Origin of the sequence: Endozoicomonas elysicola (genome assembly GCF_000710775.1) — a bacterium.
GTDB classification, from domain to species: domain Bacteria; phylum Pseudomonadota; class Gammaproteobacteria; order Pseudomonadales; family Endozoicomonadaceae; genus Endozoicomonas; species Endozoicomonas elysicola.
This window is the reverse complement of the sequence record NZ_JOJP01000001.1, coordinates 4,897,731-4,919,866: the sequence shown is the minus strand read 5'-3', so window position 1 is coordinate 4,919,866 and position 22,136 is coordinate 4,897,731. Positions and strand designations below refer to the sequence as shown.

At 43.7% G+C, this 22,136-nt stretch carries 12 protein-coding genes; 3 read left to right on the top strand and 9 right to left on the bottom strand.

The window, feature by feature from the left end:
* Positions 1–27 precede the first annotated feature (27 nt).
* From GV64_RS20720 to nagB, 9 genes are all read right to left on the bottom strand, one after another.
* Positions 28–1,194, bottom strand: a complete 1,167-nt coding sequence (locus GV64_RS20720) for a hypothetical protein (RefSeq protein WP_020581707.1) — start codon at positions 1,192–1,194, stop codon at positions 28–30.
* Positions 1,195–1,825: 631 nt separating this feature from the next.
* The gene (locus GV64_RS20715) at positions 1,826–2,971 is read right to left on the bottom strand and encodes a Wadjet anti-phage system protein JetD domain-containing protein (RefSeq protein WP_020581705.1); all 1,146 of its coding nucleotides are present in this window, start codon (positions 2,969–2,971) and stop codon (positions 1,826–1,828) included.
* Positions 2,955–6,380, bottom strand: a complete 3,426-nt coding sequence (locus tag GV64_RS20710; protein ID WP_020581704.1) for an ATP-binding protein — start codon at positions 6,378–6,380, stop codon at positions 2,955–2,957. Before GV64_RS20710 ends, GV64_RS20715 begins: the two co-directional genes overlap by 17 nt.
* A 3-nt stretch (positions 6,381–6,383) precedes the next feature.
* Positions 6,384–7,142, bottom strand: a complete 759-nt coding sequence (locus GV64_RS20705) for a DUF4194 domain-containing protein (protein WP_034844426.1) — start codon at positions 7,140–7,142, stop codon at positions 6,384–6,386.
* 3 nt (positions 7,143–7,145) lie between these two features.
* Positions 7,146–8,642, bottom strand: a complete 1,497-nt coding sequence (locus GV64_RS20700; protein ID WP_020581702.1) for a DUF3375 domain-containing protein — start codon at positions 8,640–8,642, stop codon at positions 7,146–7,148.
* A gap of 571 nt (positions 8,643–9,213) precedes the next feature.
* Entirely contained in the window at positions 9,214–10,209 is a 996-nt protein-coding gene (locus tag GV64_RS26160) for a polysaccharide lyase family 8 super-sandwich domain-containing protein (protein ID WP_269078672.1), read from the bottom strand.
* Positions 10,158–11,822, bottom strand: coding sequence for a chondroitinase family polysaccharide lyase (locus tag GV64_RS26155; RefSeq protein WP_026258141.1), 1,665 nt, complete (start codon positions 11,820–11,822; stop codon positions 10,158–10,160). Before GV64_RS26155 ends, GV64_RS26160 begins: the two co-directional genes overlap by 52 nt.
* Before the next feature lie 151 nt (positions 11,823–11,973).
* Entirely contained in the window at positions 11,974–13,146 is a 1,173-nt protein-coding gene (locus GV64_RS20685; protein WP_026258140.1) for a glycoside hydrolase family 88 protein, read from the bottom strand.
* A 693-nt stretch (positions 13,147–13,839) separates the two neighbouring features.
* Positions 13,840–14,631: a glucosamine-6-phosphate deaminase gene (gene nagB / locus GV64_RS20680; protein ID WP_020581699.1), complete on the bottom strand. Its 792-nt coding sequence runs from the start codon at positions 14,629–14,631 to the stop codon at positions 13,840–13,842.
* A gap of 975 nt (positions 14,632–15,606) precedes the next feature.
* On the opposite strand from nagB, the gene GV64_RS20675 reads away from it, so the two are divergent.
* The 3 genes from GV64_RS20675 (at position 15,607) to GV64_RS20665 (ending at position 21,814) form a co-directional block, all read left to right on the top strand.
* Positions 15,607–18,816 (top strand): chondroitinase family polysaccharide lyase, encoded by a 3,210-nt coding sequence (locus GV64_RS20675; protein ID WP_034844424.1) that lies wholly within the window; start codon positions 15,607–15,609, stop codon positions 18,814–18,816.
* Positions 18,817–19,018: 202 nt separating this feature from the next.
* Positions 19,019–20,794 carry a sodium:solute symporter family transporter gene (locus GV64_RS20670; RefSeq protein ID WP_020581697.1) on the top strand — a complete coding sequence of 592 codons (1,776 nt, stop codon included), beginning with the start codon at positions 19,019–19,021 and terminating at the stop codon, positions 20,792–20,794.
* A 66-nt stretch (positions 20,795–20,860) separates the two neighbouring features.
* Positions 20,861–21,814: an ROK family protein gene (locus tag GV64_RS20665; protein ID WP_033402813.1), complete on the top strand. Its 954-nt coding sequence runs from the start codon at positions 20,861–20,863 to the stop codon at positions 21,812–21,814.
* Positions 21,815–22,136: the final 322 nt, after the last annotated feature.

Here is a 22,136-nt window from a genome sequence, read left to right as displayed (position 1 = left end):
TGCCTGGTCAATGGGGCTCATTACTTATTACCAAGGGAAATCAAGGTTTAGATTAGCTTCAAATACCCTTAGAACGGCCTCTTTTGAATGCAAAATCCAGATATTGGTTGCAAAGTTATAGAAGGCATCCAGCCAGCTATCATGATGATTTAGTTTATAGATTTGCCTGATGTGAGATTCCTGTCCACTGGAGGCAATCTTCATGCCTGGAACGATAACCTTATTCTTGGGTAGTCCCCATCTAGAGTATCGGCTGAATAAATTGTAGTCCTGTCCATGCAGGAAGCTGCCTTCAACATACGAGTGATGGATTTTACCGAATCCCTCTTCAGGCATGGTTTCTATCCAGCTTGGATGGACGCCATAGCTATTGAAAATATATGCCTGATCAATAAAGGTGGCAGTTGACATGACGACTTGAACAATCGCTCCACTATAAGAGTAGCCGGTTATTTCCATAGAATGGTAGGGATACATTTCTTTGAGAGATGCGGCGAGGTCAGTGATTTCCTGCAGTTGCTTTTCTGCTTGGGAACAAGAAGGCTTGCTGGCTTGAGGGGAGGGCTTTGGTTCAGACACGAGGCACTGAAGAGCTTCATTCGACTTTTCACCGGACAGTGCAAGAATAATTTTATTTTCGGTGTGGGATTCTGACAATGGGTCTTCTGTCTGTTTAAAGACTCTGATTTTTATATTCGAGTTGGGGATGCTGGCCTGGCCGACTATCTGATGACTTTTCTTACCCGCTTTGACTGTTTGTTCGCGAGTAGCGATAAAGTGAGGCCGCCACTTTTCAGGAATGGCGTCTGGGTCTGCAATTAACTGAAAGCCTTTCTCTCCAAGATAAGCAAGCCTGAAAAGTACAAACAGTTGCCTCTCCTGCTTCTCAGAATCCAGAATAGAGTCCATTTCTGCTAAATAACTCATCAAAGCATAGGGGTAACGTTCGGATAGCTGTTCCCGGTTTACTCTGTAGCCCACTGTTTTTTTTATTGTTTCTTGAGGTTGAAACTCTTCTTCTACCTTCAGGGAATCAAAATCATCAGATTCGGTATCAGTTTGTGTCTTTTCCGGTGTTTCTATCCAGTCAGCAGATATTTCTGAGTCTGGTGGTGCTTCTGCGATAGAAAACAAACTGATTGCAAAAAGGACAAAGGATATGGTGGTTAAAAGTAAGTATTTCTTATTACGCATGGGCTTTCCTGACCAATACCAGAGATTAGATACTGATATCTATGACCAGAAAAAGGGGGGGGCGTTCAAATTTAAATGTAAGTGCTATAAATAAGCTCTCCCTGTTCTGTTCCATGAAAAGTTCCATAGAAAGGGTTTAAAAATAAGTTCATAGGCTGATATTTCCAAAAAAGAATGACAAAGGGGGTGAAAATATATTCTTTTAAATCAATAGGTTACGATTTCTTGTTTTTTATGAGAAATGCTGAATTTTCAAAATAGTTTGGCAAAAAGCATCCTGTTTTCCGCTATAGATTGACAAAAAATATTTTAATTGTCTAACTTATTGAAATATATGGGCTTTTAAATTTTATCGATTATGGCTGAGGGCTTTCTGATACAAATTGCACCCCAAGATTACGATAGCTTGAATAGGAGCTATTGTAGCAGTAGAGATTAAGCCCATATCGTTTCGTAGCATAAAAATAGATCACCATTGATACAACATACTCATCCACAGGCGTAACTGCTTGTGAACAAATTTTAGTCAAAAAACTGTGAAGCTTGGCTTTTTATGTTTATTCCTCAAGTTTAGAGTGTGTCCCTCCAAAGAGGGAGCAGGTGATATGAATATTTCACTGAGGCTGTATTTTTATTGAATCGAGTCACACCAGTGTTTGAGTTCCGAATGAACAACCTCTGCTGTTAAAAATTCCTGTTCAAGCCTTCCTCTCTTCAGAGCACGTAAAGTATTCAAAAACTGCTGCTCTTCTTCTTTCAGTGCTGTGCAATCTTCATGGATGGAAGGAACTGGTTCCTCAACAGCCCTATCTTCCTGAAACATATCGAACACAGATTGATTCATTAAAAGAGCCGATAGCGAAGGTTGGTGATTCCGAGCTCGTGCCAGCATGGTGAGTCCCCAGCTATCCATGTCTCCCCAATAGGCAATGGATTTTGAATGCAGCCAGCTTGCTTTCATCCAGGATAGGTTCAGTCCGGCTCCAAGAATGGCGATGGTATTTTTTAGACTGGGAATCAAGTGTAAGCACTGCTCATTTTCGACAATCAGTATATTGGCAGCTGGCAATGGTGTTGTGGACAGCTCGTAGTCCCTGACACGGAGTTGTTGGAAAGGCAGAAAAGAACCATCAAGGTCTGCGATTAACAGCCAGTGATGGCTTTCGGGCGCATTGAGAAAGGCCTCAAGCCCCAGTTTGGAGGGAAGACCGTCAAACCGGATATCCAGAAGCTGCCTCAGTAGCGATGCATTTCGTTCAAAAAACTTGGTATCGGTGTTGGCTAGTCCCAGGGAACGGAGTGGCACTCCCTGGGCAAAACCGGGCTCAAGTAGCATAGCCAGTTCAGTTGTCTTGATGACTTCGTTAACGGGCTTATCAAACCAGCGTCGTTGGCGTATCAGGTAAGGATGAAAAATCGGCGACGTCTGTTGAATGATCGTGCCCAGGCGTTGATATTCATCTTTAACTGTTTTGCAGCGACTTGCCTCAATCCATTCGCTGGGTTTTGATAAAAGCCAGTGACCGGGTATCTCGATGCTTTCTGCCATTCCTCGATAGCTGGCAGAATTCCAGATCACTTCACCGGTATTCACCTGTCGCCACTGCTGAAAATGCTGTCTGATTTTTTCCGGGTGATGATTAATGTCTCCGGAAGCTGGTTTACCAATGCTGACTTTTAAAGGCCAACTGTCTTTCATCAGTAACCGTTTTTCCCGGGTATCAGCACTCTTCCACTGCCTGGCCAGCTCATCGGCAATGTCATGGGGTGATTTCATGGTTTTCAGACTCTGTAAAGGTACTGGACGCTGGAACAATTATCTGGCTTTTTCTGCTGGCATGTTTTTCAAGCGTTTCCCAGCGCATAGGTGTCAGGGTTGCTTTCATTCCTTTACGGTGTACCAGAATCGCGGAGCGGGTATGTGACCGAAGTAGTCTGATTTCCTTGTTTGGAGTGACAAAGAGTGGATGCAGACCAAATTCATTAAGGGCTGAGATGATTCTACCAGCAACGGCCTGCGAGCTCTTTGAGAATGCTTCATCGAGAACAATAGTTCCAAACAATGGGTGTGATGCTCCCGCAGGGCAGAGTGCATAGCTCAGGGAAGCGGTCAGAATATAGCTGGCCAGAATCTCTTTCTCGCCACCACTGCCGCTTTGGGAGCCTTTAAGTCGTTCGATAACAGAGTGACTGTTGCGTTCACAAACTTCTACGGTGAATTGAAGCCGGTATCGAGGGTCAAGCAGTGCCCGGGCGCCAACTGTTCGGCGATTGTCGTTTGCTTGTCGTAAAAGTTCGACCATATTCACCAGTGCGCGATAGTGACTTTCACCGTCGTCTTCTTTTAAAGATGCTGCTCGCAAATGACGACGAGCCGACTCCAGATTACGTAAACTTTCATGGATCACACGCTGGGGTCTTAACTGCAGATATTGACCAGGCTTGAAGTCGACACGAAGCAGAGTTCGATTAAGATCCTCAATACGCTCTTCCACCTGACTGACTTCATTATCAATCGCATTCAGTAATTGTGTGACACCCTGGTCAGAGGATTGATTCAGGTAGTTTTTGAAGCGTTTCTGCTTCTCCGGCAACGCTTCTTTAGTCAGTGTGTTCAGTCGTTCAAGGTATTGTGGAATATCCCGTAACTCGGTACCGGCTTCACTCAGGGAGCCAGTGTCTTGTTTCTGGGCTTCATTCATTTGTCGGATCAACTGTCCTTCAGCGGTCTTTATGGAAGACTGAAGTGTTTTGATACTGCTGATGGTTTTATTCTGGTAAAGCTTTTCCTTATCGGGAAGGTCATCAGGATTGGTGTCAGACAGTGATGGCAGTAGTCGGTCAGCCAGTTGTGCCTGTTCATCCTTCAGACCATCGCCAATCACCGCAAACGCCTTTTCTCTTTTCTGCTCAGCGGATTTCAGTTGGTTAGCCGACTCTCCTTTTTTCTGAATATTCTCATAAATATCGTGCTCTATGCGCTTAATTTCCTGTTTAACGACATCCAGTGCTTCTTTGGCTTTGGTGGCATCTGAATCCGGTGCCAGAAGGGCGGAAAGTTGTTGTTCAAGGTCGCGCAATTTTTTTTCATAGTCAGGAAGGTTAATGTCCTCAAAGGTGATTTCCGATAAGCGGGCTAATAAATTTAGCTTTTGACGGGTAATTTGTTCACGTTTTTTTGCATCGTCGTATTGCTGCTGGAATGTCTTTTCTTCCTGCCGCAAGGTCCTGATTTCATCTTCGAGAGTGGCCAGTCGATCCCTGTTGTCAAATCCTGTCATCCAGTTGTCGTTTAATGAGCGCTGATCCTGCTTTTCATAGCGGCCGTTAACACCAGACATCAAACCTTGCTGGGTCATTCCGTGGGGTGTGACTTTTAACTGCTCCGGTGATTCAACACAGTGTCGGTCAATGCTGGCCAGTAATGCTTTCAGTGCTTCACGGTGCGGATGTTCTTTAAAATTAAGTTTGCGGGTAAATCCATCGTTATAAAACTGCGGTTGCGCGGCTGGAGCCATAGCGTCCTGCAGGCGCACATGTACTCGGTTATGACGGTTATTGATCCAGTTCAGTGCCGCTTTCATATGTTGCGATGGCACCAGAATCCGTTCACGATGACTGCCAATGGCTCGCTCTATGGCTCCGCGCCAGGGCTTTTCTGCTGTTTTTACCTCCACCAGTTCGGCTATAAAAGGCAGGCTGTCTTCCTCCAGACTCAAAGCCTCGGCTAAATCACTACGGAAGTTTTGCAGAGCCCCTTTGATGTTGGAGCCTGGTCTGGCTTTGACCGCTTCGTACTCTTGAGTGACTTGCTCCAGAGCCTGTGATCTGGTTATGCGTTCAAAAGATAGTTGATCGACATTAGTCGTTTGTTCTCTGGCTTTCGCCTCTAACTCCGAGGTCTGCTTCCCGACTTGCAGCTGGTTAGCAGCCAACATTTTTGAGGATAATGTGTCGTCAAGATCAAGGTTACGAGCCAGCGTCTGATAATCCCGGGCACGCTGGCGACAATCCGCAGTCAGTTTTTCCTGTTGACCGATTTCCCTGCGAAGGGACTCAATGCTGCTTCCGCCTGCACGTAGATATACTTCGTTTAACCGGTCTGCCTGATCTTTCAGCTGATCTTTTTTTTCCTGGCTGGCAACAATGATTTCCTGCAGGTCGTCTATTGCAGTCTTAACATCTTTAACCTTTGTCCCCCACAATTGGTGGCCGGCAATGGCAAACCAGATGGGAATAATTTCGGAGAGCGCCTGCTGCTCGGCAAGTTGCTCACCTAATTTTTGGTGGTTTTTGTTCAAGGAAATCAGCGGTTGCAGGGAGTTCTGTTGACGTCGGGCGGTGTTAAGCTCTTCGTGGATTATGGCCAGGTCATCAAACTCTGTGGCGACTTCTCCGGCGCGGGCAAACATGGACCGATCATCCAGAACCAGCTCCCGGAATATCTCATCAACACTGTTCAACTGCTTCAGGCCAGCAGCCCGGTTGAGTAGAGGGAAGGCATTTGTCCCTACTTCAAAAAATCGTTGAATTTTATCCAGGTATGACTTTTTACTGTCAAAAACCTTTAGATCCGTCGTGTGTCGTTCAAATTGTTTAATGGCGCGTTTACCACCCTCATGCAACAGGGTTAGCCAATGTTCGAGAGTCTGGTCTTCCCGCTGGGTAAACAGCCAGAGTTTCTTTAAATCGGCTGATGCATTGCCCGGCACATCTATCCAGAACAGGCCGCCAATTTGCACAACCTGGTCATGACTTTCAAATCGGGCTGCCAGACCAGTAATGGTTTTCCCCGGACGTGCAATATGGTGATTATCGCCGGAGTTATTGCCTGCACCGGTGACACCCCGCACGTAGGAGATCAGATCTCGGTCACTTTCATGGCCACCGGTAGAGGCCAGATTGTATTTTGGCAGAGGAACGATCAGGGTCATCAGGGCATCGACCAGTGTTGTTTTGCCGCTGCCCGTTGGGCCGATAATGGCAGTGCCTTCCAGGTCAAATGTCGCCTGATTGTTGCCCTGAAAAGGTCCCCAGTTGTACAGACTTAGTTCTTTCAGAACAAAAGCGGTATTTGCAAGCTCTGAAGGCTGAAAAAGGTCAATGCTTCCGGTGAGCTGACGTTCGTTATCACTTTTTGACGTTATATTCGTTAGAGTATTTTGATGACCTGTATGATTACTCATGGTTTATTGCTCAGCCTCTTGCTGGTCAACAGGTGAATCAACATCTGGCTGCTGGCTCAAATGTTTAAAATGGTTCAGCAGGGTTTGCAGACTTTCGGGGTTCGCCAGATGAGTAATGATCGGTCGAATGGTTAGAGTGTGCTGTTTGTCGTCTACCTGAACAAGCCCATGGTTTGCGAGCTTATCAAGCAGATTATCCAGACGTTTACGCTCACGGCTATCGCTACCGATATCTCCGAGATAAACCTGCAGCTGCGACAGTAAGTCATCAATATCAACCCTCGCATCAGTGGCACCAATACCTGCCTCCTGTTCGTGGGCGATGTACTGCTGTCGCAATATGGCGATCAACAGGGATTGCTCCATGGTAATTCGCTGTCTTCTGACCAGTGGATGACTCCATTCATCACTCTCGGCAGAACCCTCTTCCTGCCATGTGTCACTGACCACCAGAAAAGCAAGGCCACGGATATCATCAATGGTGAGCCTGAGATCCAGTGGTTCCAGAATGCGATTGATTTGCTCTTGAGACAGCACTGACTGCTGATACAGGTTAGGTTTGCGACTGGCTTCCAGATAACCTGATTTCATCAGTTCCTGCACAGCCTGTTTTACTTTTCTTGCCGTTAGTGTGGGAGAGTCCTGAGTCTGTGTATTGTCTGTCTGAACTTCTTCGATTTCTGAGAAGTCTTTCAGTGTCGTCTGAGGTGATGACGACGGAGCAGCACCGGAGGTCACCAGTTGGTCAAAAACGTCGCTCATCGTTTACAACTCCCAATCAATCGTTGTCAGTGCTTCTGTGTGCAGGTAGGTTTTGGGTAGGTAAAAACGAAGCCACTGCCCATCTCTGTCCTGAATGTCCAGCTGTTCCGTATCGTCTGCAACAATGAGCCCTGCTTCCCGAGCCATGCTCAACCACAGCGCCAGTGTTTCGAGATCATGAGTTGGTGGCAGATATTCTGCAAGTTGGGCAATCGTCATTGGCGTGCCCTGGGTTTTTAGCAGTGCAATGGTTTCCCGAATCAGTGTTTCTCTATCCAGCCCATCAAAAGCATTCCAAAAGTCGTCATCCAGTTCATCCAGGTCTACACTCTCCTGTGACAGAACCAGCTTCTGGGATTCTAACTGCTCAACGGGCTTAAAGGTAAGCCGTTCGATCAGGGGTAAACCGGAAACAGGGAATGCCAATGGTTTCAGTGGGGCAGGACTCCTTCGCAATTTCTGACTGTGCCAGTCAAGATTTAACGCGCATTCCAGAATCTCATTAAGCATCTGGCCTACCCGGTGGTGCTCTACTGCCAGACCTGATTTTAAAAAGCCTTTAACATCCCGCTCGCTGCGAGCCCGGGCACGAATAACATATTCGGACTCTCTGACCAGGCTGGATGTCAACCAGCGTAATTCCATGGACTGCTGTTGGGTCAATGCTTCCCGGCAGGATGGACTGGACAGAATGTTCCGTAATCGATGTTTCATATTGTCCAGTTCAATGGAGTGGCTCAGTTGCTCGTAAAAACCATGGAAAACTTGTCCTTCCGGTGTCGTGAGCAGGTGATCATGGCTATCCAGAAGACGGTCGACAATTTCACCCCGGTGATGCTGTTCACTGATAATGGTTTGGCGAAGTTGTTTGTCTGCTTCCCTGTAAGAGTCCTCAACCCGACGGAAATCGGATTTCAGCGTCATGGACAGGTTGTACACTTCGCGAATATTCTCAACGGCAGAAGGACCTTCAAGTACTTTGAATTCTCCACGGTTAACCTGTTCAAGCTCGTGTTTAAGACTCTCGATTTTGCGCGTCAGGTTGTTAGCACGACTGGTTTGATCCGGGTTGAGTTTTGCTTCCAGGCTATCAATCTCCCTCTGCACAGTAGCCAGACGGGATGCGGTAGACGTCATCATGCGATTATCCATGCCATCAATAAATTGCATGGCCTGTTGCAAGGCATCCGTCGCAAACAGTTGTCCCTCACGTTCAACGATCAGGTTACGTTGACGCCACTCTCTCATCTCTTTTTTAGCCAGTGACAGCAAGTCTTCAGTATCGATGGAAAATTCGTCATGGTTAGCGAATTGGCCAAGAATTTCGGCAAGAACATGCAGGGCTGCATCTTCTGAAACCGTTTCATGATCCTGATAAAACAGTGTTTTCAAACAGCTGATCATCAGAGGTGCTCGTGGTGATGCCAGTAATCGCCACGCGGGGTTCTGGGTGCGGGCAAGGACAAGGTTCCTGCTGAGTTCTATATCTGAAGAGAGCATGGTGTTAGTCCTGTGGGCGAACTGTGCAGGTAGGCTGGCTTTATAGTTGCATCGGATTTTATTGGACTATAGAACTTTTTAAAAGTTCATGAACGAGTAGCCTGCCCCAAGTGGTACAGAGTACTTGGAGCCGTGAAATCCAGTGGAATATTAGTTGTGATATAGGGGGGGGTTATAACTCGAAATTCTGGTGATACATCAGTCTAATTAGGTAACATGGTTCTTCTTTATATGGGGTGGCGAACATTTGTGACCCTGCTGTCAGCTCAAGATAGAACATGGTTAATTTTAAGTAGGGAGGGCTAATGTACCTCATCCAAAAACTCGAAGCATTGCCATTACAGGTGCATATTCTGCGGGCAAAAGCTCATTTCTCCACTCACATTTGTGGAGAGCAATAAACAATACCTGTACATTAATACATCACTGGCTAAATGTTCTTCAGGACAAGGTGGTAATAGAGGAAAAGAACCAGATCGACAGAAGAGTATAAGGATGCTTGGGTATCTGCTCTTGATAAGGCCGTGACACGAACCAAAAAGCAGACAGCCAGCATCCGAATTTATGTGTTTTATTGGCGAACTAGCTCAATGTCTACACTAAATGCATGTTTAGTATTGAATGTAAGCTCTGTAACAGGCCTATTCTCCATCATTTTGGTTTTAAGCTGAATGTCTTTGGTACCAGTCGTTGATGCATTACGCCAATGACCACTCAACGTCATAGTGACCAGTGGTGTTTGGCTATCACGATATAACCATTTGGGGTCATCCCTTAAGTCGTCGATAGTGATTTGTTTTGTTCCCGGAGCAAGTCCAAGGTCAGGATTCACAACACTTAATATCAGACGACCTGTTGCTGTTTTATGGGTCATGGCGAGCATAGGGGTATCTGTGGACAAAATAAGATCTGATGCAAAATCTTCGCCTGCTTGGAATAACGCATAGCCAGTTATGCCTTTTTCGATATGTTCGACTATATGAGCCTTTTTATCTTGCTGTTTCACGCGGTAAATTTTATTGGCATTATGGGCAAATGTTCGTGTTTGCTCTTCTCCAGCGTTAACCAGAACAACATACTCATAATGTCCGGACTTGACCTTATCCCCATGGGACAACCATGCTGTTTTATATGAATCGCTGGTATTTCCCTTACCTTTTTCATCAGGTGCCGTTTGTTTTGTTCGATGGACCATTAAGTTCACTGGGTGTGGAATGTAATAGCCATTATCAGCGCTGTCAGTCAGCCACACAGGCTCATTCTGCGTTGTCTCAAAGACAGGCTTTTTACCGATTAGCTGTGAACCGTTGAAATAAGTGACAGTGTCTTCAGAAGGTAGTCGGGTCTGAAAAAGAGTGGTGGCGACTTCATGCCGACCATCACCACCGTTAATGTCACTACCCAACAAGACGATCTGGTCGTCAAAGAAAAACAGTGACTTATTTGCTGTAAGCGTAACATTACCTACTTGGTTGTCATAAACCATGGCGTAGATGCCGTTTTCATTTTCTGAGCTTAAGCCGCCGACAAATGATTCTGATGACCAGTTTCTATGACCTTTATGCATTTTTTATAGGGAACGCGAACGGTTGTGGCACCGGGCAGGCGGTGCCAGTCCCAGCCATTAATACCATAACCACTATCAAAGGCATTAACCGGACTGCCTTTAGTGTAAAGCCTCAAAACCCCAGAGCTGGTATTGCCACCATAAACATTCTGCCCTTTACCGGACTCATAATCCCAAATGTAACGGCTGAAACCTTTGACGGCTGCCATCCAGCCAGGACGGCGATGAATGCTCATGGCTCCGTAAGGGTAAACCCAGTGCCCGGATAAAGCCGGTTCAGGTTCAATATTTTCACTTTCAAGAGCCAGCATGGCTTCTATTTCACCGAATGCTCCAAGTCCCTTACCGTCAAATGTTTCGCTCAATATTCCGGTTTGTTCGAAATAGTCACGCTCCCATAAGCGGGAAAAAATACCTTTCATTTCCAAATCATTGATACCACTGCTCATGCCGTAATAGGCATAAGCGGGTAGAAGGTGAACTAATGAATCCAGTTGGTGCGGGAACCGCCCGGCGATGCCCCGGTGCATATCGTACTTCTGGGAGTATATGCGGAAGGTCTTTAGCCCCAGTTTAACATTGGCTATGGACTCATCGGTGACCTGGAAAGATGTACCCTGCAACAAGAAAATACTTCGAGCTGCAGCTTCCAAGCCTTGCTCAGAGTAGCTGTTGCCATAAACACCCTTGTGGTGGTAACCAACACCATCAGGTTTGATTTTATCTGCCCAGCCGGGGGCAATGGTGTAGGCCTTATTATAAAAGCGGGTCAGAAACTGCATGTTTTCCACACGAGAGGGATCATCAGGCAACTGCGTGACAACGTATGAAAGTCGATTTCTTACCATGGATTTAAACCCGTCAGAGTTAAATCCGGGGAATTGAAAATGGGTCATACCCCGGCCATCCTGCTCCGGAGAAAAAATCCGGGTAACCCAGTCGAGGGTTTCCAGCTCACGTTCCAGACGTCCTGCCTGATGCAATTCATCTCTCAGCAATAGCAATGATTTTGAATATCCAGAAATATTATTATTGATACTTCCGCCAAAACCAGTGAATCCAGTCTTTCTTAATTCATCAAAATCAAAGCCTGTGTCTACCCCTTTTTTCCATCCGGCTGCATGCATATGATCCAGAATGGCAATAATCGTCGCTACGGTTTCAGGGTTTCTGTATCTGGGGTTGGGGCTGTCCATCAGCCCAGGGTATGCATAGGACATACTCAATGATGGCAGAATGGTATCAAATACATACCGTGCAACGGGTTGCTTATCTTTGGTGCGGTCAAAGCTGATTTTACCCAACCCTTCTACCCCACCTTCTTCCATAAATTGCTCTTCAATATTGTTGAATGTGCTCAACATAGTTTCATGCTGTATGCGCGCTAGCGGGTCAGATTTACTGAGTGTTCCAGTACCTACTGTCCAGTTTACATACCGACGATAAATAGTCTCCAATTCCTGAATTTGTTTGGCTGATGCTTGCTGAATTGGTTGCTGAGTATGGTCGATAGCATTTTTTTCCACTTGAGCGAGTGGCACAGAGCTTGCGGTACATCCGACCATAAAAAAGCTGGCAAACATGACGCTGCCAAGAGTTTTTACAACACTCATGAGAATGGTCTCGTTAATCTCACTGCATTGGCACGAATAATAGCCATGCTTAATCTCAACTATGTTGAAGCATGGCTGACCGGTTTCGAAAGCAATAACTTAGTGAGCTGTTTGTGAATGATCTATAAAACGTTGGGAGTAGATAATGTGTTCACCAGAAAAACTTCTGATATCCACAGGCACGCATCAGTGCTTCCACGTAATAATAATCACCGTATGGAAGCATATTTCGGTTACGTCCTCGATGAACAAATGATGCTCCTTCATCAAGCAGTCCCCACGCATTTGGGTTATCACTCAGGTCACAACGTTCAATAAGTCCACCAAGCAGATATTGCCCCCATTTTCTGAAATGCGCGGCTTCGTCCGGATTGTCACAATGTTTGGCAATCAGAAAGAGTCCGGCAGCACTGCAGGAGCCGGCAGAGCTGTCGCGGTATGGTGTTTCATTTTCGGGCAGGCGGTAATCCCAAACAGGAACCGGGTCATGCTCCAGATGATGACATACGACACGAGCAATATTTTTTGCGATATTCAGATGTCGATCTTCTTTTGAGTATTCGTAGATCTGTGCATATCCGTGCAACGCCCAGGCCATTCCCCTGGACCAGCAGGATTCGTCAGCATAACCCTGGAAGTTTTCACCACCTATAGGTTGTTGGGTGAAGGGATCAAAGTTAAATGTGTGGTAAACGGTGTAGTCTTCACGAACCACTGTTTTTGATAGTGTATCCGCATGGCCAATGGCGCATTCTCTATAGACAGGGTTGCCGGTTTCTTCAGATGCCCAGAACATTAACGCCATATTTTGCAGGGAGTCGATGATAACCCGACCGGTTACGTTACCCGGGGTTACTTCCATGTCTTCATTCCAGGCGACAAAATATTTACCGCCACGGCGGAAACGTCCTAATAGGCTATCTGCCGCAGTAAGTGCCATCTCCCGCGCCTTGGTGTTGCCTGTCAGTTTATAGTCCGCCACGCAGCTCAGGGAAAAAACAAATCCTAAGTCATGATCATGAGCCATTCGAAGAGCCAGCGTGTTTTTCATGTAGTTGTTTTGAAGACGCGCTGCATTTTTAAAAACTTGTTCAGAAGTCACTTTATGAGCGAGCCATAATTGGCCAGGCCAAAACCCTGAAACCCAATTCCATTCTTGACAATATTGCCACTTCAAATCCGGAGTTCCCCACATAGGTTGGCGATCACCAATCCTTGGAATATTGCGCTTGATAGCTGCGATAACTTTTAAAAGTTGTGTTTCAAACGTTTCCTGATTGAACTCCCTTGGGCAGGGAGGCAGTGAAGCTAGATTCTGTGTCATAAGATAGGCTTAAGTAGGGTATTCAAAGTTTGGCATTATTCAGTTTTTTTTATTTCATTCTTTGATAAGAATCATATTTTGGTGTTACACGATCTTTTAATGATGTTTTTAAAACATTATTATTCATTTGTGTATAAATATTAAGCGATTTAAGTTATTTTCATTGTTGTTGTAGCTATTTAACACCAAAATAATGCTAGACAGCCTAATTAATGTTCAAAATGAAGTGGGAAGTACAATAAATGTTCGAGTTTTGATTTTTTTTCTTTGATCTAATTTAGATTAGTAAATGAATAGTGAAATAATTAGAAGGTGTTTTTTGTGGATTGCTAGTTCATTTCGTATATGGAAGGTGGCGGAAAATGCAAGAATATAGCATCAAAGCATGAAGACTTCTTTTATTGTTCGCATCACGCCTTGCTCTGGATATTATATAAAAGACGCAGGTTATTTAACTGATTAATTTCGGTTTTTTCGGTGTAGGAATGAACAAAATCTAAGATTCAGAAACAGATTTAGCCTCCATCATTTGCAGTGGCTTGGCCATGAAAGGGCGACGGGGGCATATTGCTAATTCAACATAATGGTCTGTATTCCAACCCTGTAAATGTTGTCTATGTCTCACATAAGCCTCAAATAGGACGAAGTCATTTCAGCTTATTTGGGGCTTATGTTAGTGAGCTCGATGTTGAATTATATATTATCCCGCTCGATATCTTGAAAATAGCGTAAGGTTCTGACTTTAAGATCAAGGGTAGCAGGTGCATCGCAGATCATAATGGACTTAGGATGTAGCTGCAGGGCAGAGATTGTCCACATGTGATTGATGGCTCCTTCTACGGAGGCTCGGACAGCACGACACTTATCAGCACCTGTTGCCAAGATCATTAACTCACGGGCATCTAGTAGTGTGCCTACTCCCACAGTTAGTGCTTGTTTAGGAACGAGATTGACATCATTATCAAAGAAGCGTGCATTAGCTTGTCTGGTTTCAGTTGTCAACATTTTGGGTCTTGTTCTGGAAGCCAGTGATGAACCTGGCTCATTGAATGCTATGTGCCCATCATGACCAACGCCCCCCATAAATAGCTCTATGCCTCCATAGCCTTTTATAGCCTCTTCATATCGCTGGCATTCGGCTTCAAGATCTTCGGCATTACCATTCAAAAAGTTTATATTTTGTTCAGGAATATTCACATGATCAAAAAAATGTCGCTGCATGAAAACACGATAACACTCTGGGTGATTTGTGGGTAAGCCGACGTACTCATCCATATTGAATGTAATGATGTTACTAAAACTGACCTCACCTTTATGATGAAGCCTTATTAACTCTTGGTAAGTTGAAATTGGGGTTCCACCCGTTGGCAAGCCTAGTACAAATGGCTTATCAGTTGAAGGATTGAATTGTTTGATGCGCTGGACGATATAGCGAGCCGCCCATTGTCCAACGGAATCATTGTCTTTAAGAGGAATAAATCGCATATATAAAGGTTCTTAGTTTTGGATAGTTGAGTTTTTTTCATCCTATTTCTTACTCCCAGCCACTATGCAATCTTTTGATCCTAGAAAGAGTTTTTCTTTTAAAGGTCATATATGGGTAAGGGGTCAGTAGTAAGAATATGGAAGTCTATCTTCGCTTTCCTATACGGCTGGTTATCCTAATATAATTTTCTGAGCGAAAAACATCATACAACAAATTAATTGCCAGAAAATCGGGAAAGTTTTTATAATTATTGATGTATATCAATTTATGATTTATTTCAGGTAATGAGAATATTTTTTTCAAAAATCAATCTTGTATTTGTTTAAAAAACACCCGATTTTGATGTGTTTTATTTTCATGCGATGATCGGTATATTATTTCACTCATTTTTTATCATTTATTGATTTGGATCATGGAAAAAATAGCTATACATTATGAAAATTATCTATAGAAATTTACAGCCAATTTTTTCTTTCTTTATGTGAGTGAAAATTACTAAGAGTAATAGTTATAAGGTCAAAATTGTCCTTCTTATCATTTTTTTAGTATGGATGGCATCACTGTTAAGCTTGGCGTTGTGTACAACAAGATTAATTTTTTTCATCATGAGTGGGATATGGAGTATGAGTATTGAAAAATTTAGAAGGTATAAATCTCATACTTTTTTATTGGTCATAATATTTGGCAGGATTTTAAGATTTTTATAAGTTGACTATAGTTGGAATTGGAAGTAATGCTGATTCTTTTAATGGATCTATTCGCTATGAGTGATTATAACCTGCTGTCAGGTTGAAAGATTCTTATACACATATCATAAAAGGTTCTCAGCAGTTTTATGGTAATTCCGCTGTATCCTTACTATTCATGACTTAAAAAAGTTTTTGATGTAGATCAGTTTTAAAAATAGCTCCGTATAACTATTTCAAGGATAAATTGCATTTAATGAATAGTCGTTTATTTTCAGGTTGTATGAAATGAACAATCGAGTATTGCGATCAGCAATGATGATAACATCATTGTTATCTGCGCCCCTTGCATTAGCAGGATCAAGTGTACTTACTGAGGCTATTATTAACCAGCGCCTGTCTTTTGAAAGTCCTGGTGAGTACAAAAACTGGTATGTCCACAATGGCAAAGTTCAGACTTCTGAAAGACATTTCAAAGACGGAAGGCAGTCTTTGTTGTGGAAGTGGGAGAACAACGGCAGGCTGGTGATGGATGATATAGAGGGCCTGATAAAAATAGCTAAGGGGTATCCCGGCGGCAGCCCTGAATCCTATGAGCCAGCATATTACACTCCTGCTCGTCGAGGTGGCTTGAAGCTCTGGGTTTATCGTGAAGAAGCCCATCCGACAGGCATGCTCACTTTCAAAGTGGGTAGTGATACAAAAGCGCTTGAAGATAACCCCCAGTATCAGTTTACCATGAAGCAAGACTTCACGGGCTGGCGTACAATCTGGGTTCATTTTGAAGAAGATGCCAAGGTTAAAGGCTATTCCGGTTCAGGTGATCTGAAAGCGATGGTAATTGAGCCTTCATCGGATATGAAACAAGGGGAGGTCTATTTTGATCTCATGCAGTTTGTAAATTACGTTTCTTCCAAGCGTCATTCTGATGAACAGTTTATTAATAATAAAAACAAGAATCGTGTTGACACTTACGAAATTAAAATGCCATGGAACCAGTTTTTAGCCGGTATTCAAGACGAGAGTGGAGAACCAGTTACCACTGAAGAGTTACAAGATATCAAACTCATGACAGAGCGTCTTGATCAGCTGATTATGGGCAGCAAAAGTACTGACTTTGATCAGGTAAAGCAGGGAGATGATTTTACTTCTTCTTTTCAGAAGCGTCTCAAGATTGCTCAGAAGTTTTATGACTCTTTGAAAATTCAGCGTAAAGATGGCGCAATAACTGGGGTTCCGCTGTTTTCATCACGGGATGAGCAGGGAGCCTATGAGCGTTTTACTTTCCAGGAAGTAGCACAAAATATTTTCTTTTATCTGGCCATGGATTATCAGCTAGCCAGTGACGCTGACAAACCTGAAAAACTTGAGAAGGTATTGAACCTTTTCGATTATTTTGAAGATCAGGGGTGGGCTGCAGGCAGTGCTCTTGGCACTATTGACCATTTGATTCGTATTAGTGGTTACGCAATTGCAGTATTTTTGATGCGAGATGAACTTCAGGAAACTGGCCGACTGGAACGGCACGCTACTTCATTGAGCTGGTATACCAGAATAGGCAGCCTGGCGGAGCTGGACAAGACCAAAGGTGAAAGCCCTGATGCCATTCGAGGCGCATTGATTGCAAAACTGATCAGTGTTCTGGTTATGGAAGATGGTCCTGGTAAAGTGAAACAGATGCGATGGATGAAGGATTACTTTGCCCATATCACTGAGTTTTCACCAGGTTATGCTGGCGGTATCAAGCCCGACTATACCCTCTTCCACCACCGTGGCGCCTACATGAATGCTTATGGTGTGCAGGCCATCACGGTTATGTCTATGGCCTCCTGGTTAACAGAAGGAACGAAATTCGAGTTACCAAGAGAAAATATTGAGCGTTTGAAAGATACGCTCATGGGACAGGTCAATATTGCAGCGGATTTTGAATTGCATCCTGCTGCTTCAGGTAGATTCCCGCTACAAAATTCTGGTATTGATCGGTTCATGCTACCAGCATTTGCTTTTATGACCATGATTGATGGTGATAAAGAGACTCCTCTTAGTAGTGCTTATGCTCGTGCTTATGAAATGGCTAATCTGAGTGAGTTGCATAAAAACATGCTGCCTGGGCTCAGCTATTATGGCTCTTTTGGAGTCCTCTCACTACTGGAGCAGGAATATCAAAAGCATAAGAATGAAATCAGAAAGGTTGCTGATGGTACCTACAGTTTTCCTTACGGTGGCCTGCTGACTCATAAGCATGATGGCTGGGTGGCGAGTGCCAGAGGTACCAGTAAGTACGTTTGGGATTATGAAGCTAGTGGTAATAAGTATCAGAATACTTTTGGTCGCTATATGTCATTTGGCTCACTTATGCTGTTTAGTCAGGGAACCCCTCTTAGTTTAAAAGATAGTGGTATGGATCTGAATAATGGCTTCCACTGGTCTTATGTCCCTGGGGCAACCACCAAAGCCATGCCAATTGAGAATGTTAACGGTATTGTTGCGCCTACAGATAAGTATATTGAAGGAAAGCATCGCAGCTTTACTGAAGACACTTACCTGGGATCACTTACCTTCGGTAAAAATAGTGGCATATTTGCCATGGACTTCCATGATACGGTAACGCCGGATGATGAGAAAACACTGTGGGATGATTCGTTTGAGTTCAAGAAGTCTTACTTTTTCTTTGGCGATGAAATCGTAGCTTTAGGTTCAGGTATTGCGAATGATGATAAACGGTTTGATACCATTACAACCTTGTATCAGAGCGTTACCGGAGGCAAAGACTCAACAATCAACGGTAAGCCATATAAGTTGAATGCGCAGGTTAAGAGTACGTTCAAAGGGGGGGTATTTGGTGATCCGCAAGGAAACCATTACGTTGTTCCTGACTCATACAAAGTAGACTATCTGAATGATGACCAGCGGACTTTGAAACTGAAGACCAAAAATAAAGGTAAGGATTCGTATTCAGAGCATATAAAGCCTGCAGTTAAAGCTTATATCAACCATGGCAAGAAACCTGAGAAGCAGAGTTATGAATATTTGATCCTGCCACAGTCCAGCTATAAGGTTGCCCAGAGCCATTTGAAACATAAAGGTTACCAGGTCATCCAGCAGAATGAGCGGGCGCACATTGTTCATCATGAAAGTCTGGATAAAACCGGTTATGCCTTGTTTGACAAAGGAGAGACTGGCCACGGATTGCTTCTGGCAACAGACACTCCACTTATGGCCATGACTTCCGAAAAGTCAGATCGTCTCGAATTATCCGTCGCTGACCCTGATCTGAGGCTCAAGAAGTGGAACCACAATATGTCCAGAATGCCTGAGGAGCTAGTTCACGGCCCTGCAAAGGATGATTACATTGCCAGCATTACCTTGAAAGGAAAATGGCAACCATCTAATTCTTATCAATACCTTATTGATGTAGATCATCGTTCAGGCACTACTGTTCTTAAGATAAATGTCAAAAATGGAGCTTCTCAAAACCTTCAATTAAAAAGAACGTAATGAGAATAAGAACCCTGGATAAAAAATATCTGGGTTTCCATGATCAAGTTCAATTCTAAGTGTTGATTGATTCATTAAAACTGGTCTCGATCTAAGCCGATTGAAAGGGATTAACCCTAAAGGATACTGATTAGTTTCTTAAGTGTTTTAATCATTCACATACATCTTAACTAGAGCTTTGTTTGTATATCTGGAAGCAATTATGGATATTAATACCGCAATTATATTTGGATACTTCCTGTTGCTAGTCGCAATAGGGTGGATTTTCCGAACCTTTAACAATAACACCAGTGATTACTTCAGAGCTGGTGGTGGTGCCATGTGGTGGATGGTCGGTGCCACGGCCTTTATGACGCAGTTCAGCGCCTGGACATTTACAGGAGCCTCTGGCAAGGCTTATGTGGATGGGTTCCCAATTACCTTAATGTTTATTGGTAATGCAATTGGCTATTATATGGCCTACGTTTTCTTTGCTGAAAAATTCCGCCAAATGCGAATTGTAACCGTCATGGAAGGTGTTCGGATGCGTTTTGGTAAAGCAAGTGAACAAGTATACACATGGAGTGGAATGCCAAACCAGCTCCTTTCCGGGGGGATCTGGTTAAATGGTTTGGCTATTGTTATTGCTGTCGTTTTTGATGTTGATATGGAAATGACCATTATAGTCACTGGTTTGGTTGTTTTGGTTATGTCGGTAACCGGTGGGTCCTGGGCTGTTATTGCATCTGACTACATGCAAATGGTCGTGATTATGGTGGTATGTGTTATCTGCGCTATTGTAGCAGGCGTTCAGGGGGGAGGTATTGGTGAGATTGTTGCTAACTTCCCTGTGGACGACAACGGATCATTTGTATCTGGCAATGATTTGAATTACTTAAGTATCTTCAGCATTTGGTGTGTGTCTGTGTTCTTTCAGCAAACAATGTCACTGAATAACATCACAAACTCAAACCGCTACCTTGCAGCTAAAGACTCTAAGAGTGCTAAGAAAGGTGCTTTGCTGGCCTGCATACTGATGTGTCTGGGAATGTTCATGTGGTTTACACCCAGTTGGTTTATTGCCAGCGAAGGCGTCGATCTATACAGCATTTATCCGGAATTTGAGAAAAAAGCGGTTGATTATGCCTATATTTACTTTGTAAAAGAGTATATGCCAGCAGGCATGATGGGGCTGATGGTTGCGGCAATATTCTCAGCTACCATGTCATCCATGGATACAGGTCTTAACAAAAGTGCAGGTATTTTTGTCAGGAGTTTTTACCTGCCAATATTACGTCCAGAGGCGTCTGAAAAAGAACTAATGACCGTTTCTAAGATAGTTTCGACTATTTGTGGCCTGATTGTTATTGCTGTAGCACTCTTTATGCATTCATTGAAGCATATGGACCTGTTTAATATCACAATGACCGTAGCTTCGCTGGTGGCCTTCCCAATAGCTATTGCTCCATTATTGGGTATGTTTATTAAGAACACACCTGACTGGTCTGGTTGGGCAACCTTATTAGTTGGTGGTGTTGTTTCATACTTTGTTGGTGTTTCGTTGACTCCTGCTGATGTTGAGCAATGGTTTGGCCTGAATACGTTAACAGCTCGGGAATGGTCAGATATCAAGGTGATCGCGGCTGTATTTGGACATGTTGTTATCACTTCAGGCTTCTTTGTATCAACAAAGGCGTTCTATAAGCCTCTCCCGGAAAAGCGTCATGAGGAAGTTGAGACTTTCTTTGAACACATGGCAACTCCTGTAGTTAATGAATCCGAGGAGCAGACTAATCTTGATAAAAGACAGAAAAGCATCATTGGAAAGCTAATGATTCTGTCTGGGAGTATGATTACCCTTATGGCATTAATTCCTAATGAACTATGGGGAAGAATGACCTATCTGTCAGGGGGGCTTACGGTTCTGATTATTGGCTATTTGATTCTTGATAGAAAGGCGCGCGTTGCTCAAGTTAACGTATCAACTGCAACTAATTAATAAAGATGAAGCCTGCATTATTTAATGACAGGCTTTTTTTGTATTTTTGATTTATTGGGAATGAGCATGGTTCAATTATATGGTTTTGATATCGGAGGAACCAAAATTGAGTTTGCGGTTTTTAATCAGAAGATGGAAATACTTCATGTGCAAAGAATGGAGACACCAAAAAATGATTATGCTCTTTTCTTAAAAGTCATTACTGACTTTATCGGCAATCAGGATCTGAAATCGGGTGAGCTGGGTACTATCGGTATAGGGCTACCTGGTCAACAAATACACGGTGGCATTACTCGTTGTAATAACATTCCATGCATTGATGGTCGTTATCTTCAGGCTGATCTTGAAGAGATTGTGGGTAGACCAGTCAAAATTGCGAATGATGCAAACTGTTTTGCGTTGTCTGAATCCTTTGAGAAAAGTCTTATAACTTCTTCTTCAGTGCTTGCCTTGATTCTTGGGACGGGGTTTGGTGCTGGCCTGGTTATCAATGGGGATTTATATGAAGGGCATAATGGAGCAAGTCTGGAAGTCGGTCATATGAGACTGCCATGCGATGCCCAGGAACTGCTCGGAAATACGGTTTCGCTGGTTAAGTGCAGGTGTGGCCAGACCGGGTGTCTGGATCATTACCTATCAGGGCGTGGCTTTGCGGATTTGTACAACCACAGATACAGCAGTAGTGATGATCACGTTATCAGCGCTGAAGAAATTACCAGAAGGTATTATCAAGGAGATCATAAAGCTCAAATACATATAAATGAATACCTGGAATTGTTGGCAATGTCCATTTCGGGCCTCCTTGTCGTGCTAGATCCAGAAGTCGTTGTGTTTGGAGGAGGGCTGTCTAATTTTAATGCAATCTATGACAAACTACCGGAGTTACTAAAAAAATATACATTAAATAACAGACCTATACCTTCAATTCGCAAGGCTGCCTTTGGTGATTCTGGGGGTGTCAGAGGGGCTGCGTTATTGAATGTTACTGATGATGGCTTGGCCGCTATTCTTGACAGTTAAGATACTAAGTAATTTATGAGCAAGCCACTCCAAAATTGGATTGCTCTTATTTCTTTCGAATTATTGGAAGTTTTTTGAGAACGGATGATGGCCTACAATAGTGTGAATAAGTAGTGATCTGATCAAACTTATCTGAAGAGGGTTACCGGTTTAAGTTTAAAGTACCACCAATAAAACAACACCAAAGGTAATCCTCAATGTACCAGAATAACCATCCTGCCATTAAAAACAAGCTTGTCCTTTTTGAGTTGACGGATCAATTGGAAAATGGATTTCATGCCTGCAAAGCCATGGGCGTTTCCAAAGACACCTTCTATAGGTT